The organism is Microcoleus sp. CAWBG27 (assembly GCF_020883145.1).
In the GTDB taxonomy this organism is placed as follows: domain Bacteria; phylum Cyanobacteriota; class Cyanobacteriia; order Cyanobacteriales; family Microcoleaceae; genus Microcoleus.
The window spans coordinates 1-18,268 of the sequence record NZ_JAHREU010000019.1 but is presented as its reverse complement, the minus strand read 5'-3'; the positions used below and the strand labels follow the sequence as shown (position 1 = coordinate 18,268).

At 46.9% G+C, this 18,268-nt stretch carries 15 protein-coding genes and 1 pseudogene; 14 read left to right on the top strand and 2 right to left on the bottom strand.

The window, feature by feature from the left end; genetic code table 11:
* Positions 1–168: 168 nt before the first annotated feature.
* The 3 genes and pseudogenes from QZ938_RS13260 to QZ938_RS13250 all read left to right on the top strand — a co-directional run.
* Positions 169–450, top strand: a pseudogene (locus QZ938_RS13260) (type II toxin-antitoxin system RelE/ParE family toxin); the annotation flags it as partial.
* Entirely contained in the window at positions 437–808 is a 372-nt protein-coding gene (locus QZ938_RS13255; RefSeq protein WP_366863727.1) for a transcriptional regulator, read from the top strand. The pseudogene QZ938_RS13260 and the gene QZ938_RS13255, both read left to right, overlap by 14 nt.
* A gap of 192 nt (positions 809–1,000) precedes the next feature.
* Positions 1,001–2,011 carry an ABC transporter permease gene (locus tag QZ938_RS13250; protein ID WP_293351852.1) on the top strand — a complete coding sequence of 337 codons (1,011 nt, stop codon included), beginning with the start codon at positions 1,001–1,003 and terminating at the stop codon, positions 2,009–2,011.
* On the opposite strand, the gene QZ938_RS13245 is transcribed toward QZ938_RS13250, so the two are convergent.
* Positions 2,012–2,434 (bottom strand): hypothetical protein, encoded by a 423-nt coding sequence (locus tag QZ938_RS13245; RefSeq protein WP_293351850.1) that lies wholly within the window; start codon positions 2,432–2,434, stop codon positions 2,012–2,014.
* A gap of 109 nt (positions 2,435–2,543) precedes the next feature.
* Between QZ938_RS13245 and QZ938_RS13240 the strand changes: the two genes are divergently transcribed.
* The 5 genes from QZ938_RS13240 to QZ938_RS13220 all read left to right on the top strand — a co-directional run bounded on the left by QZ938_RS13240 (position 2,544) and on the right by QZ938_RS13220 (position 9,696).
* Positions 2,544–2,720: a hypothetical protein gene (locus QZ938_RS13240; RefSeq protein ID WP_293146745.1), complete on the top strand. Its 177-nt coding sequence runs from the start codon at positions 2,544–2,546 to the stop codon at positions 2,718–2,720.
* 161 nt (positions 2,721–2,881) lie between these two features.
* Complete coding sequence (locus QZ938_RS13235; protein WP_293351848.1) at positions 2,882–4,750, top strand: efflux RND transporter periplasmic adaptor subunit; 1,869 nt, start codon at positions 2,882–2,884, stop codon at positions 4,748–4,750.
* A 249-nt stretch (positions 4,751–4,999) separates the two neighbouring features.
* Positions 5,000–6,217, top strand: a complete 1,218-nt coding sequence (locus QZ938_RS13230; RefSeq protein ID WP_293146747.1) for an ABC transporter permease — start codon at positions 5,000–5,002, stop codon at positions 6,215–6,217.
* A 201-nt stretch (positions 6,218–6,418) separates the two neighbouring features.
* Positions 6,419–7,639 carry an ABC transporter permease gene (locus tag QZ938_RS13225; protein WP_293351943.1) on the top strand — a complete coding sequence of 407 codons (1,221 nt, stop codon included), beginning with the start codon at positions 6,419–6,421 and terminating at the stop codon, positions 7,637–7,639.
* Positions 7,640–7,965: 326 nt separating this feature from the next.
* Positions 7,966–9,696 carry a phosphatase PAP2 family protein gene (locus QZ938_RS13220; protein WP_293351846.1) on the top strand — a complete coding sequence of 577 codons (1,731 nt, stop codon included), beginning with the start codon at positions 7,966–7,968 and terminating at the stop codon, positions 9,694–9,696.
* A gap of 192 nt (positions 9,697–9,888) precedes the next feature.
* On the opposite strand, the gene QZ938_RS13215 is transcribed toward QZ938_RS13220, so the two are convergent.
* Complete coding sequence (locus QZ938_RS13215; protein WP_293351941.1) at positions 9,889–13,011, bottom strand: glycerol-3-phosphate acyltransferase; 3,123 nt, start codon at positions 13,009–13,011, stop codon at positions 9,889–9,891.
* A gap of 135 nt (positions 13,012–13,146) precedes the next feature.
* Here QZ938_RS13215 and QZ938_RS13210 point away from each other — a divergent pair, with 135 nt between their 5' ends.
* The 6 genes from QZ938_RS13210 to QZ938_RS13185 all read left to right on the top strand — a co-directional run bounded on the left by QZ938_RS13210 (position 13,147) and on the right by QZ938_RS13185 (position 18,008).
* Positions 13,147–13,341 (top strand): hypothetical protein, encoded by a 195-nt coding sequence (locus QZ938_RS13210; RefSeq protein ID WP_293146752.1) that lies wholly within the window; start codon positions 13,147–13,149, stop codon positions 13,339–13,341.
* 742 nt (positions 13,342–14,083) lie between these two features.
* Positions 14,084–15,496, top strand: a complete 1,413-nt coding sequence (locus QZ938_RS13205) for an HD domain-containing phosphohydrolase (RefSeq protein ID WP_293351844.1) — start codon at positions 14,084–14,086, stop codon at positions 15,494–15,496.
* Positions 15,497–15,588: 92 nt separating this feature from the next.
* A complete protein-coding gene (locus QZ938_RS13200) occupies positions 15,589–16,182 on the top strand; it encodes a pentapeptide repeat-containing protein (protein ID WP_293351842.1) in 594 nt (197 codons plus the stop codon).
* 127 nt (positions 16,183–16,309) lie between these two features.
* On the top strand, positions 16,310–17,065 hold the full coding sequence (locus QZ938_RS13195; RefSeq protein WP_293351840.1) for a DUF2993 domain-containing protein: 756 nt from the start codon (positions 16,310–16,312) through the stop codon (positions 17,063–17,065).
* 218 nt (positions 17,066–17,283) lie between these two features.
* On the top strand, positions 17,284–17,436 hold the full coding sequence (locus QZ938_RS13190; protein WP_293146760.1) for a hypothetical protein: 153 nt from the start codon (positions 17,284–17,286) through the stop codon (positions 17,434–17,436).
* A 281-nt stretch (positions 17,437–17,717) separates the two neighbouring features.
* A complete protein-coding gene (locus tag QZ938_RS13185; RefSeq protein WP_293146762.1) occupies positions 17,718–18,008 on the top strand; it encodes a DUF1816 domain-containing protein in 291 nt (96 codons plus the stop codon).
* The last annotated feature ends 260 nt before the right edge of the window (positions 18,009–18,268 follow it).

Below are 18,268 nucleotides of genomic sequence, written 5' to 3'. Positions count from 1 at the left end.
TACAGCAGAGGGTCGAGCACCATTCACCAGACCTCCTGCGAAAGTATTTTATCGATCCTTTAACAGTAGCCATTTCAGCCATTATTAACTAATAATAAAAGATTGGCCAGACATACTGGTAATTATCGGTTCTGTCGATTAGGTGAGGACTTTCGCAGGAGGTCTACCGAGTGGCTTGATGCTCTCCGCGATCGGAATGTTAGAGTTAGAATCAAGGCTAGGCTTGACCGAGTTGAGCAAGGTAATCTCGGAGATTTTAAGTCAGTGGGACAAGGAGTTTTTGAACTCAAAATTAATTATGGCCCAGGCTACCGCGTCTACTTTGGACAATTTGATTTGACAATTGTGGTAATCCTCATAGCTGGGGACAAAAGTACCCAACAACAAGACATTCAAAAAGCTATAGAATACTGGATAGACTATGAAAAACGTGAAAATGCCTGCGAGTGATAGCTACCGCGATTACCTAATTGAATCTCTCAAAGAGCCGGAAGAAGCTGCTGGTTATATTGAGGCTATCTTGGAAGAAAAAGAACCTGAACGGGAACTGTTTAGAAATGCAATTAGAAAGGTGATTGAGGCTCGAATTAGGATGAATGCTCTTTCTGCTTCGGCCAAACAGCATCATGAAAAGCTTGACAAAATGTTGACAGCAAGTGGAGGTTCGGAAATTTACTGTTTTGTAGAATTGCTCGAAGCGTTAGGATTTAAACTAGCAATTACTGTCGAAAATAGTGAGTTGCCCGCTGACTCGGAATCAACGAAGATTGGGGAATCAGAACGAACCCCGGAACCAGCTAATTTATAGCCGATCGCAGCTTTTTATGGCGATCGTACATTCGCAACCGCTTTTAGGGAAACGCAAGAATATTCAAGGTTAGATTCCGAATTTGCTTCGATCGATAAAGAAGGTTCGTAGTGCGGACTTCAGTCCGCAGCCAAAAAGCGGACTGAAGTCCGCACTACGAACTTATAATGAGATCGCATTTAAAATAAACTGATGTTCCAATATATTGTTAAACGTTTGCTGGGAATATTACCCGTTCTTTTGGGAATTACAGTGCTGGTATTTGCGTTTTTGCATTTGATACCGGGAGATCCGGCGACTGTGCTTTTGGGAGAACGCGGAACTCCCGAACAGGTAGAAATATTAAAGGCGAGATTGGGCTTGAATCAGCCTTTACCTTTGCAGTATTTGGCTTTTTTAAGTAGTTTGATTCGATTCGATTTGGGAAATAGTATTATTAGCGGTATTCCGATTGTTGATGAAATTAGAAGTCGCTGGCCTGCTACTTTGGAACTGTCGGTGGCGGCGATGTTGGTGGCACTTATAATCGGAATTCCGGCGGGGATTTTGGCTGCTGTTCGGAAAAATAGCTGGCTGGATAATCTGACGATGAGCGGTTCTTTGATTGGCGTATCTTTACCAGTCTATTGGTTGGGATTGATGTTGATTTATTTGTTTGCTGTTTATCTGAAATGGCTGCCTCCTAGCGGGCGAATTAGTGTTGATTTGGGGTTTGGTTTTCAGCCAATTACGGGTATTTATGTTTTGGATGCTTTGCTGAGGTGGGATTTGGTGGCTTTGGGAGATGCGATCGCCCATCTCGTACTCCCAGCCTTAACTTTAGGAACAATCCCCTTGGCGATTATCGCTCGAATTACTCGTGCTGCAATGCTGGAAGTGCTGGCGCAAGATTACATCCGCACGGCGCGGGCTAAGGGATTGCCGGAATTTTGGGTGGTTTTGAGACACGCTTTGAAAAATGCGTTTTTGCCGATCGTCACAACTATAGGTTTGCAGTTCGGCACGCTTTTGGGCGGGGCAATTTTGACTGAAACAATTTTCTCGTGGCCCGGAATTGGTTCCTGGATTTATAGCGGTATCCTGACGCGGGATTACCCAATTGTGCAAGGAGGAGTAATTTTTGTTGCTGTGACTTTTGTACTGATCAATCTGGCGGTTGATATTTCCTATGCTTTTTTTGACCCGAGAATTCAGTACCGTTAATTAGAAGGGAAGTTCTACAGAAAATGCTTGTTTAACATCCGGCTGTAGCAGGTAGTAAATGCTAGCGATCGCAAAACCCAGAGATAGAAAATTGACTGCTGCACCTGCACTACCCAACATTTTGGCAATTTGCGCGACGACGGCGATGACATGGATAATTAATGTTCCAGTCCAAGCCCATTTTTTTAGTTGAAGCAAACCCCATGCTAAGACTAGGGAAATAATTCCGATAATTATCGCGATCGCCGAAAAAATTGCAATGAAGCCGCCGATGACAGTGCCAACTTTTGCACCGAATCCAACTGCGCCGAGACCGCCTAAAACGCCTGCAAAAAGTAAGATGAACAAGCCGTCAAGCAGACTGAAGATGCCACTAATTAACTGTAAGATTGCCAGAACTGTAACGCTTTGAGGACGATTCATGTTGAAGCTTTTCCATTTTCAACGGATTTGCAAAATATTTTAACCTGTTGCGCGCACAGGGCACATAGATATTCAGGACTTGGACAGGGTACGATCGACAAATGGATTTATGATAGTCAGCGTCTTCATACTGTGTAGTTACCGGGCGCGCACTGTGCGATCGCCCTACAAGACAACCCACGACTTACTGGAAGCCGATCGCCCACGCGGCAGAGCCCGCCCCCGCAGAAAGTCAGTTGAGCGCGATCGAAGTTTGAGCTCGCCTCTTGAGACTGAAAAAACTTAACATTATTTAATAAGTTGCAAAGATTAGCTATAATTGTTTACAGGTGCTGGTTGGGGAACTTTTTTTAAATCACCCGATCGGATGAGTCTGAAAGACGATGCCGCGCATCAGAAAAAATTTTACCCTTAAGGTAATCCTGAGATTTAATTAGGTGAGTCGGTATGATCGTTAGCCCCAAAAAGGAAACTGCTCAGGTCAAGGTGGAAGATACTCAGATTGCAGACACCAAGGCCCCAGAGACTAAAATTGCAGATAAAAAAACCGCCCAAAAGCAATCCCCGAAAAAAGCCGCGCGGAAGATGCCGCGGTGGGCGATCGGTTTGGTTGCAGCCGGGTTGCTAGCTGTACCGACTACCATATATATATCAAAAAGTCGATCGCAGCCGAAAGTAGATGCGATCGCAGCGATGACAGTGCCGGTGGAAGCACAAAACCTGACGGTGCGGATCACGTCGAGCGGGACGGTACAACCCGTACAGCGCGTGAATCTCAGCCCCAAAGGCTCCGGCCGGATCGCAGAGTTATTTGTCGAACAGGGCGATCGCGTCGAAGCAGGACAAATCGTCGCCCGCATGGAAAGCCGCGATGTGGAAGCTCAACTCGCTCAAGCCAAGGCCCGCGAAGCCAGCATTCGAGCCAAACTTGCCAAAATTGAAGCCGGAAATCGATCGGAAGACATCGCCAGCGCCCGAGCGCGCTTAGAGCAAGCCCAGGCTACTCTGGCGCAACTCCAAGCCGGCAGCCGCGTCGAAGAAGTTGCAGGAGCCAGAGCCCGCTTAGAGCAAACTCAAGCCCGCTTGCAGCAACTCAAAGCCGGCAGTCGCGTGGAAGAAGTCAGCCAAGGGCGAGCTCGTTTAGCCCAAGCTCAAGCTCGTTTAGCAGACGCTCAAACTGGCAGTGTCAAACAAGAAATTGCCCAAGCACAAACGCAAATTGAATCGAGTAAAGCTCAAGCCGAATTAACAGCTCAGCGGGTGGAACGCAACCGCCCGTTAGTCCAAGAAGGTGCTCTTGCTCAAGATAAACTCGATGAACTGATCAAGGAAAATCGCACTGCCAAAGCTAAGGTAACAGAAGCCCAAAAACGCCTCCAACAATTACAAGAAAGTCGGGAGTCGCAAATCCAGCAACTGCAAGCTGCTGTGGAAGTCGAGCAGCAAGCATTGAAGCAGTTGCAAAACGGCACGCGATCGGAAGAAATTACCAAAGCCGAGGCAGAAGTTGCTGAAACTAGAAGTAAATTAGCACAAACAGAAAACGGCAACCGTCCAGAAGAAATCGCCAAAGCCGAAGCAGCAGTTGCTGAAGCAAAAAGCCAATTAGCCGTACAAGAAAACGGTGCTCGCCCGGAAGAAATAGCTTCGGCTAAAGCTGATTTAGCTGAAGCTCAGGCTCAAGTTCGCTTCCAAGAAGTGCAGTTAGAAGATACAAAAGTTCGCGCTCCTTTTGCAGGAGTTATTACCCAAAGATACGCGATTCAAGGAGCTTTTGTAACTCCGGCAACTTCGGCTTCGGAAGCGACTTCGGCAACTTCAACATCGATTGTGGCTCTGGCTAGAGATGTGGAAGTTTTAGCGAAAGTTCCCGAGGCTGATATCAGTCAAATAAAACCGGGTCAAGTGGTGGAAATTGTGGCTGATGCTTATCCCGATAAAGTGTTTAAAGGCAAGGTTAAATTGATTGCGCCGGAAGCTGTGAAAGAACGGGATGTGACTTTGTTTCAAGTCCGCGTCGCCATTGACACTGGTAAGGATTTCTTGCAGTCTGGGATGAATGTTGATTTGAAATTTGTCGGTCAAAAATTGAGCAATGCTTTGGTTGTTCCAACTGTGGCGATTGTAACTAATAAAGGGCAAACGGGTGTGCTGGTTCCCGATGAGAAACAGCAGCCGAAGTTTAAGGCTGTGACGGTTGGATCGACTATTGGTAACAAGATTCAGATTTTAGAGGGTGCTAAGGCGGGCGATCGGGTTTTTACTGAACTTCCTGCTGGTAAAAAGTTGGAGGATATTATTAAGAATCAGAAGTAGAGGAAGTTGGGAACGAGCAATGTACGGGATGTTATTCCTGGGCACAACTCTCATATTAAATAAAGGTACGTTGTTGCGCTTGAGCGCTCTTTACAGATATATGAAAGAGCGCTCAAGCGCAACTACATACCTAAGAGTTAACTTGTATTTTGTGCCAGTTTCATAAGTCCTGGGATGTAACGGATTTAAATTACTGATTCCCAATTACCAAAAATCGCAAATCCAAAATCTACAATCTAAAATAGACTCATGGATATTATTGAAAGCGTCAAAATGGCTGTCACAACTTTGACAGCCAACAAGTTACGCAGCAGCTTGACGATGTTAGGAATTATCATCGGTAATGCTTCCGTAATTTCGATGATTGGTATTGGCGAAGGAGCTCAAACCTATATTGCGGGACAGGTTAACTCTCTGGGTTCAAATTTGCTGTTTATCATTCCCGGAAGTCCTGATGCCCAAAGTCGCCCGGTGATTCCTCCTCAAACTTTGGTTTTGGATGATGCAGAGGCGATCGCCTCTCAAGTCCCTTCTGTCGAAGCAGTCGCACCAACTCTCAATGACAGTCAAATCGTTACTTTCCGCAATAAAAATGTTTCGTCTTCGATTGTCGGAACTACTCCTGAGTTTCTGCCGGTGAGAAGCTTTGATGTTGGTCAAGGTCGTTTTTTAAACAAGCTAGATTTAGAAAGACAAGAAAATGTAGTTGCTTTAGGTTCAGAAGCTGCTGAACAATTGTTTGGCAATACTCAGCCTGTCGGTCAATATGTTCGCATCAAAAACGCAACTTTTCAAGTGATTGGAGTGATGCAGGCTAAGGGTTCGAGTTTTGGTGACAATCAAGATATGAATGTTTATTTGCCGCTAACAACGATGGCTAACCGCATTGTCGGTCGCTCGTCTCCCTACGGTACTAAGGTAACATTTATTTCGGTTTCTGTGAAAGATGAGAAGTTAATGAGTGCGGCGCAATTTCAAATTGAAAATTTGCTGCGCTTGCGTCACAATATTACTAAGGAAGATGATTTTACTGTCCGAAATCAGAAGGATTTAATGAAGACTTTGGGCAGCATTACTGGTGCTTTGACTCTGATGTTGGCTTTTGTGGCGGCGATTTCGCTGTTTGTGGGCGGCATCGGGATTATGAATATCATGCTGGTTTCTGTTACCGAACGTACTAAGGAAATTGGACTGCGAAAGGCGATCGGTGCTTCTCCTCAGGATATTCTGATTCAGTTTATGATTGAGGCTGTGATTTTGTCGGCTGCTGGTGGCGCGATCGGTACTGGATTTGGTATTGGTGGCGTTTTGTTAGTGTCTGCTTTTACTCCTCTGCAAGCTAGTGTGTCTCCAGTGGCGATCGCCCTTGCGGTTGGTGTTTCTGGCGGTATCGGCTTATTCTTCGGCGTTGTACCGGCAAAACAAGCTGCTAAATTAGATCCGATTGTCGCACTCAGAAGTGCTTAATTAGTTGACAGTTGACAGTTGACAGTTGACAGTTTGTAGGGTGCGTCGCTGCGAGATATTCGATCGAACTTGCAGCGACGCACCTTACTATCAGGCTATAAGGAAGCACCAATTCCCAATTCCCTCTTTGGCCGATGCCCGATGCCCGATGCCCGATGCCCGATGCCCGATGCCCTATTCCCTATTCCCTATTCCCCTATTATGAATTTTATTGAAAGTGTTAAAATGGCCGGTCAAACACTGCTAGCAAACAAAACTCGCAGCAGCTTGACAATGATTGGGATGATTGTCGGAAATGCCTCGGTAATTGCGATGATTGGCATTGGAGAAGGCGCGCAAAAATTTGTAGCAGGACAAGTTCAATCTCTGGGTACAAATGTATTGATTGTGAGACCTGGAGTGCCTAATGCTAGCCGAAGTTCGATTAGAAATGCACCCCAAACGCTGATAGTAGAAGATGGTAAGGCGATCGCAACTCAAGTCCCGTCGGTGCAAGGTGTCTCCGCAGAACTCAACAGTTCGGAGATTGTGCGCTACAGCAATAAAAATGTCTCGTCTCTGATTTTTGGCACAATTCCAGAATTTCTGACAGTTAGAAATTTTGAAATGGCTAAAGGGCGATTTTTGACCGAACTCGATGTCAAACAAAACAATCAAGTTGTGATTCTCGGTTCAGAATTGGCCCAGAAACTGTTTGCTAATACCAATCCCCTCGGCGAACAAGTGCGAATCAAAAATGTCAGCATGAAAGTAATTGGAGTATTTGCATCAAAAGGGACATCTTTTGGTACGAATTATGATAACTCGGCGGTTGTGCCGATCGCCACAATGGCCAACCGCATTGTCGGGCGCAAGTCTCCCTACGGTTTAGCTGTCACTTCGCTGTTTATTTCGATTCAAGATGAGTCGAAAATGGATGCCGCTCAATTTCAGGTGGAAAACTTGCTGAGATTGCGGCACAAGATTACCACAGAAGATGACTTTACTGTCAGAAATCAGAAAGATTTAATGGCGACAATGGGATCGATTTCCGGGGCCCTGACTCTGATGTTAACTGCTGTTGCTAGCATTTCGCTGTTAGTCGGCGGCATTGGGATTATGAACATCATGCTGGTTTCTGTCAGCGAACGCACTCAGGAAATTGGGCTCAGAAAGGCGATCGGGGCTTCCCAACACGATATCTTGTTTCAATTCATTATCGAAGCTGTAATTTTATCTGCCGCCGGAGGGATCGTTGGGACTTGCGTAGGAGTCGGAGGCATCTTGCTTGTAGGTAATTTTACTCCTCTAAAAGCTGGAATTTCGCCCGTGGCGATCGCCCTTGCCGTCAGCGTCTCCGGTGGCGTCGGTCTCTTCTTCGGCGTGATCCCGGCGCGTCAGGCGGCCAAACTCGATCCGATCGCAGCTTTGAGAAGTGCTTAATAAATATTTACTTACGTAACTATACAATTTGTTGCTTTTATGATTTCACAAACATCTTTATCTAAACTTTAAAAACTATACTCATTTTGTAAAGAATTAACAAAAAGATAGTTTTAATGCAGTTTTAATGCTTGTGTTATTACCTAGTTCAATTGTGCAAAACTTCATAAAGAACCAGTTATATTTTAAAGATTTAATAAAGTTCCGTTAGGGTGTTTACAGTCGAGCCATAAAGTTGATTAAGCTTAAACCAACAACAAACAGACCCAAGCATCTACCGACAATACAAATTCAGCAAGTTTAATCTTAATATCCAATAAATAATCATGGCATCCCTAACCCCAAGTGTTAAATTTGACTACCTCGAAGGAACCACCCAAAGCGACACACTTAAAGGCTTGGATGGCAACGACATACTTTACGCCAACAGCGGAGACGACCTTCTCGCAGGCGATGCAGGGAAAGACAAAATCTGCGGCGATCAAGGGAACGACACCATTTTCGGCGGCGCAGACAATGACATGATTTGGGGAGGCAAAGGCAACGACCTAATTTCGGGCGAATCCGGCAACGACACCATTTACGGCGGCGCAGGCAGCGATAGCATGACCGGCGGCGAAGGCGACGATATATTTGCCATCAGTAAAGGCAGCGGCGGTTCAACTGTAGCCACAGCCGACTTTATCGCCGATTTCGGCAACGGAAATGACAAAATTCGATTGCTAGACGGCCTGACTTTTAACGATTTAAATATCCAGCAAGGGACGGGCAGCAACAGCAACAGCGCCGTAATTCAAGACAAACTCACGGGCGAGTATTTAGCAGTATTGCAAGGAGTCAACAGCAGCAGCATCAGCAGCAGCAACTTCACAACCTTTATATCGGGAAACGCCGTCACAGACTGGAACGGCGCCTTACTCGACGCCGTGCGGACAGCCAGCACCGCGCCTCCTTTGGCCTCGCGCAACATGGCAATGGTTCAGGCAGCCGTTTACGACTCTGTTAACTCCATCACCAAAAAATATACCCCTTACAAAGTCAGCATCGATGCACCAGCGGGCGCGTCACCAGAAGCCGCCACCGCAGCCTCCGCCCACCGCGTTTTACTCAGTCTCTATCCAGCCCAAGCAGTCAAATTCAATGAAACATACGCATCGTCTCTAGCCAAAATCCCCGACGGTAAAGCTAAAAACGACGGTATCGCCCTGGGACAACAGGTTGCCGATCGAATTATCGCTTTGCGGAGTACAGATGGCGCCAGCAAAGTCGTGCCGTACACCCGCTCAGCCGAACCCGGCATTTGGGAACCGACTCCGCCCGCCTTAGCCGCCGCCCTGGCGCCACAGTGGCCCGAAGTTACTCCGTTTGCGATGACTAGCGGTTCTCAATTTCGCCCGTCGGGCCCGCCCGCCCTGGATAGCGCCAAGTATGCAGCGGAATTTAACGAAGTCAAAGAAATCGGCAAAAGTGATAGCCTCACGCGCACGCCAGATCAAACTGCGATCGCCAAATTCTGGGCCAATGGCGCCGGTACTTTTACACCTCCGGGCCACTGGAACCAAATCGCCCAAGAAGCAGCAGCCCTAGCGGGTAACTCTCTGGAGGATAACGCCCGGTTGTTCGCGCTGCTGAATATGGCCGTAGCCGATGCAGCGATTACCTCCTGGGATGCCAAGTACCAGTACAACTTGTGGCGGCCCGTGACAGCTATCCGCCAAGCTGAGACAGACAACAACCCCAACACGACGGCAGACCCCCTGTGGGCTCCACTGATAACGACTCCGCCTTTCCCCGAGTACACGTCGGGCCACAGTACCTTTAGCGGTGCGGCAGAGCCTGTTATGAATGCTGTATTCGGTTCGGATTTTGGCTTTGCGGATAAGGGAGATAAAACTGTCAATAGTTTGCGAACTTATGAAAACTTTGCCCAAGCTGCTGATGAATCGGGGATGAGTCGCATTTACGGAGGCATCCATTTCATGACTGCTAACGTAGATGGTTTGAGTTCTGGTAGAAAGGTGGGCAACTATGTTGTCGAGAATTTCTTGAAAGCGTAAGAAATTAGCAGTCCTCTCTGAAGGTTTGTAGTAAGGACTTCAGTCCTCTCTGAAGGTTTGTAGTAAGGACTTCAGTCCTCTCTGAAGGTTTGTAGTGAGGACTTCAGTCCTCTCTGAAGGTTTGTAGTAAGGACTTCAGTCCTCTCTTAAGTTTGTAGTCAATAAGGACTAAAGTCCTTACTACAAACCAGTTTATTCGAGCAATTCTACGGTGCCGAGATAGCCATCAACTCGGACTTTTTGACCGTCTCGCAGCCGAGTTGTCGCTTCCGCAATATTCATGACTGCGGGAATTTTGTACTCGCGGGCGATAATTGCTCCGTGAGATAGTTGGCCGCCAACTTCGGCGATAATTGCTGTTGCGCCTAATAGCAGCGGTGCCCAACCTGCATCAGTGTATGGCACAACGGCGATCGCACTTTCGCCTAAATCTGTGTTCGCGGTGCGGCAAATTTTGACAAAGCCTTCGACGCAGCCGATACTTGCCGGAATTCCCTGCATGATATTAGTTGCGGATTCTGCAAGTTCGATCGACCTTTTCTGAGAATTCGGCAGCAGATTGCCGTAGACTACAGGGGGAATCGGGCGATCGCGATCGGCTTTCAACTGTGCGCGTCTTTCCCTAATTGTATCCTGAAACGAAACACTCGCACCTTTACGAATCCACCCCTGAACTTCCGCAAATTCCAAATAAAAGATATCCCCTGCTTCCTCAAATACACCCATTGCCAAGCCGCCTGCTTCAATTGCCAAAAAAGTCCAGCGCAAATGAGCCAACAACCGCGCGTAAATTTCGCTAATTTCATTTTTGACGATCGCTCTTTCCCGACACTTATCTAAACGCCACTTCTGCCAAAAAGTCAAGCTTAATTCACGCTTGAATGCTGAATTAGTTACAGCAGATTTAAGAGCCATATTCACTAACAGTTTTTGGTAAACTTCCGGTTGTTCGCGCCAAGTAGCAACAGCAATATCCGTCCCCACCTCGCTCAAATATCCGTAACTATCCAGCCACTGTGCAAACTCTGCTTGCAAAGCCGAACTTTCAGAAAATACCTCTGTTAATCGTGCAGTTGAAACAGTCTCCTCAGATTCCGAAATTCCAGATTCTCGCAACTTTTGAGCCAACTGCTGCAAAGCTCGCACCGAAGCAATTTCAGGAGCATTTTCATTGTCCAACCATTCATCGGGAACCCGAAAAATTGCTTTGCGAATTGCCAGCCCGATCGGCCCTAGAATATTGTAGTAAGTAATCGGCTTCAGCCACTCCTGAATTTGCTCAGATTTATCCAACAACTTCCTTAAATCTTGGTAATTGGGCATGGGGAATTGGGCATTGGGCATGGGGCATTGGGCATGGGGAATTGGGAATTGGGCATTGGGCATTGGGAATTGGGCATTGGGAATTAATATTCCTTCTTCATTCTTCCCTCTTCCTTCTTCCCTCTTCCTTCTTCCTTCTTCCTTCTCTGACTTCTCCAGACTTTCGATTGCTGGTAAAAAAATAGAAGTGCGATCGCCCTTAAATTCTGCATTCAGCGCCCGTTCCCGCCGCACCAGACGCCACAAACCGGGTAAAGAAGGCAAAATCTTCCCCAAAGGCGGCTTACCCATCTTCTGGCCTCTGAGCAAAAATTCCAAACCCTGCTCCGGCAATCCCATCATCCGAAAGATTTCGCCCAACAAAGTCGCATTGAAATAAGCGTGAGAACCCAGCAAAGTCGCCGTTTCGTTGAAATTTAGATGAGCAGCTTTCTCGCCCAAAACCACCCGAAAAATCTCTCCCCAAACCCCGCAAGTGAGCGGCCGATTAATCGACCAAGTTAGCGGGCGAATTGCACCAGGAATCACTTCAGCGGCAATAGTGCGAGTCCAAAACGGCTGCAAATTAGTAATCGGACGGCTTTGCAAAATCCAAACTTTTTCCCCGTCCCAACTCCACTCAATATCCTGCGGGATGCCGTGAAAAAATGCCTCAATAGCTTGGGCTACTTTCACCAACTCTGCGACAAGAGATTTATCTATAATTGAATTCGTTTCAATTTTATTTAAACTTGATTCTAAAGATTCAGTAGTGCTAAAATCTATTTCTAAATGAACCGGAGTAAATTGCCCGCCGACAACCGATTCCGCTCCTCCCGGTAAAGCTTCAACAATTACCTCGGAACCGCCATCTAAAGGATTGCGGGTGAACATAACTCCCGCAACTTTGCCATCAATATAAGGCTGAATCAAAACAGCCATTTGGGTATCGGGCAGTTGTCGCTGTCTGCGATAAGCGACTGCTTGGGAAGTCCAATAAGACTGGCGGCAGCGGTTAATTGCATCAAGCAATTCTGCTTCAGTAGAAACAGGCCCGATAGTTTCATATTGTCCGGCGGCGGAACTAAAATCCCCGTCTTCTCCCGCAGCAGAAGAGCGTACAATCATCGGATTTTGGATTTTAGATTTGATATTTTGGATGAAAGCATTAGAAATTAATAATTCCTCAGCATTTCCTCCATCCCCGATGCCAGATGCCCGATGCCCGATGCCCGATTTATTCAACAACTCCTCAGCATTTCCTCCATCCCCGATGCCCGATGCCCGATGCCCAATGCCCGATTCATTCAACAATATCCAACCCGAAGGTACGTTAAAATTAGCTCGTTTTAGCTGGGACAACCTAGTAGCCTTATCGCCGCAGATTGCAGCATCCAACGAGTCATCCAGAGAAAACAATTGTTCCGATTTAGATAAAGCCATATCATCACCCTGACTGAGATTAATTGCAGCTAATAAAACTCCCAATCCTGCTGCTGCTAAGAATTCCGGCAAAGATTGACGCCACACCCAAACCCAGATGGGCGTGCAAAGACAGCCGCAGCGGGAAGCAAAGAGTCTCGCCCGATCGCCCTTTTGCCACCACCGCCGTGCCAAACCCCACACCAGCAGCCCCCAAATGCCCGATGAGACAGCCACCGGAGGCGAAAATACCAAAAGACCCCAAACAGCGTTAGTCACGCCTCCACCTCGGGCGATCGCATATCTGGCCGCAACCAGAGGAATTAACAGGGCGATCGCGATCGCAGGTGAATCAGGAAACCAAAATCTCCCCGCCAAAACTGGTAGAATACCCCTGGCAATTTCCGCCAACACCGCAGCAATTCCCGCCAACTTCCCCCCGTGAATAAAAGCAGCCGACACCCCCACATTCCCCGTGCCCAACCGCCTCAAATCTTTACCGCCCAGCAGCCGCACCGCCCAGCGAGTAAGTGGCAAAGCGCCGAGGGCGAAACTGGCGGTTAACAGAAGTGCGATCGACAACAGCGGCATAAAGGGGATTTCTAATTTCAATCTCTAAGTATTATGGCTGCAATTCACTCAAATTTTCAGTCTTCGGATATATTGCACGATCGCCAATAGCACATAAAATACTAGAGAAGTACAGTAAATAAGGATTTGAACCAAATGGTAGAGAACAACCTAATGATTCCGATCGCAGTTCTTGGTGTTGGATTTGTCGCTGCGGTTAGTATCGGCTCCATTGCGTGGTATAATTCCAAGCGCCCCCCGGGTTGGGAATCCAAAGAACGGCCTGATTTTGTTCCAAAAGTTGATAAAGATGATTTGATTGCAGATGTTTCTGAGTCCAAAGGTAAATAATAAAAAGTTTATTGAGACGAAGAAAAACTGAGATAGGACTTGTGAATTAATGAGAAAACTTTGTCGTTGCACCCAGAACGCTGCAATTTTAAGGGCTGGGTTTTCCATTTTTTGCACAAGTCCTGTATTTATATTGTAATGAAGAACATATTAATAAAAATTCTGATATCCTCTCTGGTAGAACAACAACAAGCAAAAAAAATTATATTAGCGAATGCGGCGTTGCTGATTTACGGCATGAAAGACTCAATGTGAATAAATGAAACAAGCCAGTCAGTCAATAGACTTCTTGCAAAAGTCGGGAATAGGGAACAGGGAACGGGGAACAGCAAACAAAAATTAATACAGACAACACCGCAAAAATAATTTGGCAATTTAAGTCTAATAGACTTCTTGCAAAAGTCGGGAATAGGGAACAGGGAACGGGGAACAGCAAACAAGAATTAATACAAACAACACCGCAAAAATACTTTGGCAATTCAAGTCTAATATAGCTGAATTTTCAAGTGATTTATTTTCATACCCTAATATAAGCAAGGTCGTTTTTTTGAAGAGCAAGAAATCGCAGTTGGTGCGGTTGGGTTCGATATAAGTTGAAAAAGGCCGATCGATCGCCATTACATCGCCGTTTTTATAGGTTGTGGAGCCGGAAGTCATCAAAAAATCGGATTTTTGTCAAAAGTATTTTGGAGAAGGTCGATCGCACGTTACAATATATTAAGAGCCGGCACCGCCTTTTGCAATGAATCCAGAATCAACTCTCGCCAGACTACAAGCTACACTTCCCGACGGAAAACTGCCTTCTAGCTACGGGGTATACTTCAAAAACACCCTAGTAGCCCTGTGTCACGCCCTAGAAGACCACATCTTGCAAACCAGTACCGGGGACGATCTCGCACTCAAACCCCTGGTTTTGGTCACGTTTCAGCAGGGAAAATGGTATTTGCAAGAAGCCGATCGCTACTTCGATATTGCTGAGGCTTCCCGAAAAGTTGTCATCGGTGCAGTAGCCGACAGCGGTTTCGCTACACACAAAACTGGTCAATTAGAAAATGTATCTTTAATAAATCTCGATCCGATCGACCCGATTATCCAAGAATGGAATTTAATCATCCTCGCCCCCACATACAAAGCAATGGTGCTTTGTCGCGAACTTACGGCCCAGGAATACTTGCCAGAGGGCAAGCCAGAAGTCGATACAGAGCGAAAATTCTACGGTTTGTGGTCTTTTGACCAATCATTAGTGTCAGCGTCAGCAGAAATTTTTATAGAACAAACACGACATTACAATTCCTCCCTAGCCGACAGTTTGCTAGAAATTCACCACGAAATTCTTGCCACAGTCGGCCCACCCCTAGCCGATATTAGTGGCGTAGTCACCCGGATCGTCACTTACCTGCAAAGTTCTCAGCAGCAAATGGTGGCAATTAACCGCCAAACTCGCGATTTGTGGGAATTGGAAGGTCAAGCTTTGCGCGTCAGCCGCAATTTGAACGCCAACAAACTGCAAGCTTTTCTGCGGATGGCCCAGCGCGTAGACGAACGCGACACCTCAAATCCCACAGCTTCTTTGCAGGTGGCGGCTTTGTCGGAAACTTTGGGTCAATTGTTGGATTTGCCGGCTTTGCAACTGCGAAGGCTGCGGCTGGCGGGATTGCTGTTTCGAGTCGGCTTAGTTTCCGCCCCGAATGAGGTATTCGATCGCACTTCCGATAAATTCGACGAAGGAACTCTGTCATTCTGGCGCGATCGCAGTTTCATCGGTTCCCAACTCCTGCAAGCAATGCCGGAACTATCACCAGTCGCCGAAATTGTCAAGCACAAACTCGAAAATTGGGACGGCAGCGGCAGGCCTGAGGGTTTGCGAGGCGAAGATATACCAATTGCTTCGCGGATTGTGGGGTTAGTCGCTTGTTTTCAAGATTTGACTCAACCGCGGGGCGATCGTCCGCCTTTGAGCTTGACAGAAGCTTTGGAAAGGTGCCGGGAACTGTCGGGCACTCGGTTCGATCCGGCTTTGGTGGAAACTCTCGGGAATGTCGTCAGACTCGCAGACATGGGTTTGATGGAGTTACCCACCCGCCCCAGCCAACTGCCCAATATCTGGTTGGAGGATTTGGGCGATCGCACGATCGCGGCAACTCCGGCATTGTAATCGGCCAAACAGGGCATAGGGCATGGGGCATAGGGCATTGGTAGCTTCATCCTTCTTCCTTCATCCTTCTTCCTTCATTTAACTAATGACCAATGACTAACGACCTCGAAGCCATACGCCAAGGCAAAATTCATATATTGGCCGGCATAGATTTAGCCGGCGCAAACTTAGCGGGAGCCGATCTCGCCGGTGCCGACTTATCTCAAGCCAACTTAACAGGAGCTAATCTCGCAGGTGCTAACTTGCAGCGGGCGGTGCTGCGAGCAAACCTCCGCGGCGCAGACTTGAGCGGTGCTGACTTGCGCGGGGCAGATTTTCGGAATGCTGACTTGCGCGGTGCTTCTTTTGCTAATGCTTTGGTGCGCGATGCAAGTTTTGGGGGTGCTTTTTTGACGGCGGCCTCGATCGGCAATTTGGATTTGAGCTGTGTCGATTTTCGCGGCGCCGATTTGCGGGGCGCTAACTTGGCTCGCGCCATCTTGCAGCAGGCAGATTTGAGCAATGCCAATTTGTCCGGCGCAGACTTGTCGGGAGCTGATTTAGAAGAAGCTATCCTGAATGGAGCCGTACTGCGCGGTGCCAACCTGACGGGCGCTAATTTGCTCTGTGCGGCGATCGAACATACCGTCTGGGATGGAGCTTTGCTCGATCGCGCTTGTCTCCAAGGCACGCCCCTGAGTCCTTAAATTTCCAAAATGTTACTTTCAAGGCAGACAAAAAACAACTTCTGCTTATAAAGTGAATAAGCACAAGCTATTTTAACATTTCTTAATGAGAGGTTATAATAGCTACTGTAGATGAGCAAACGAATAAATGGTAGCAGCTTTGTTTAGCGGTACATCCTTTCAAGGTCAAAGTGGCGATCGCCTTGTCAGCAAAGTAGCAGGAGCTGCGATCGCAGCCTTATTCAAACGTTCTGAAAAGGCAGAAGCCAACATCCGAGTCGAACCTGTGGCCAAACTCTTGCAGGGAAGCATCGACGGTTTCGACTTCGTTGGCAAAGGTATGTTGATGTATAACGGCCTCCGCATAGAAGTGATGGAACTCTACTTGCAAGCACTCTCCATTGATTTTGGGGCGATTTTTGCAGGTCAAGTCAAATTGCGGCAGCCTACCCAGGCAAATATGCGAGTAGTATTAAGCCGATCGGATTTAACCACCTCATTCAATACACCTTTTGTAGTTGAAAAACTCCAAAAGCTGAAATACCAAGACCAATCTCTGTACTTTCAAAACACTGAAGTCAGCTTCGGAACAGACAAATCAATTCGGCTTCAGTCCGAGATTACGATCGGCCAGAACAGCGAACCAGTCAAAATAGATATTACAGCTCAATTGCAAGTAGAAGACCGGCGCAAAATCCAATTTGTCAGCGTTACTTACGGCGGTGACGGGCAAGCAGTAGACTTGGCTCAAGCTATAATTGCCCACGTAAATAACTTGCTAGACTTAGACAAATTTGCCTTAGAGGGCACTCAACTGCGAGTAGATCGCTGTCGAGTTCAAAACGACGAACTGGTTTTTTACGGTTGGGCTGGCATCGAACAGTTTCCCAAAGGAAAGCGCTAAGCCTCAGCGTGCTGAGCTTGGCCGACAAATCAGATTAGCTGGAAAAATTTTATAGCTTAGCAAAACTACCCGCCCCGGCGGGTTTTGCTATTTTAGCCACAGTTTTTCAGCTCTGGTGTTGCTAGCTTCATTCAGTTGACAGTTGACAGTTGACAGTTGACAGTTGATAGTTGACCGCTTGAGGGCAACCTCTACCCTCAAGTCCGAGGATGGAAGTAATGAACCGTCTGATTTTAATTTCTACGCCAAACAAGCGAGGCTTTCAACCAATTATTTCTGGTAAAGTCTCTCTGTATTCCGGCGTATTTCCAGAACTAAGCTTTAAGGGATTTAATTTGTCAGCAATTGCTGACTTAAATACTTTTGAGTGAGAATTGATAGCGCGCCATCAAGCTTCAATTTAAGTGCAATAAAGTACCTGTGCAAAGTCGCTTATTCCCTGGGATTCTAACTCTCGCCTCAAAATCAGCACTCAGGTTGAGGCGATCGCCCAAATAGTCTTGATAAAGTTAGAGTATCTTGGAGACAGAAACCGGGTTTAAGGGACAAAATTATCTGGTGAGGGGCGATCGCGAAGATCGAAGAACCCGGTAAATGAGAGTCACAACGACGCAAGTCCTATTAAAAAATAAATAACCCATAAAGAGGAAAAATGCTTGGATTTTATTTATTTGGTCTCTACCTCGCAGTCTTGTCCGTATTTGCCGGGCCCAGCCGCCGCAGCCAGGAGAAATGGTGGGTAGAAATCATCACAGATTTCCCCTACTGTACCTACTATTTTGGCCCCTTCGACACCGACAAAGAAGCCTCCAGCAATACTCCAGGCTACATCGAAGACTTGGAAAGCGAGGGAGCCAAAAGACTTAGCATCCGCATCAAACGATGCCATCCTTCGGATCTCACCATCTGCGAAAGTGAATTCTCAGAGGGTATTGCTGCTTAATAATTTTGATAGTTCAGACTGCCGAAACCGGGTTTTTTGACTTAAATACTCCCTCTATCGTGAGAAGTATCGGTTAAAAACCCCGGTTTCTGCGCGTCAATAGTTCGTCCTATCAAATCCGATAGATGACGATAACAACCCACATTCCGCAGATATTCGATCGGATTTAATTTTCAAACAAATCATAATTTTCAAAACCTGAGATGGTTGCTATGCAATCATTTGAGGTTTTTTAAGGTATAATGATTTGTCGCCGTGCA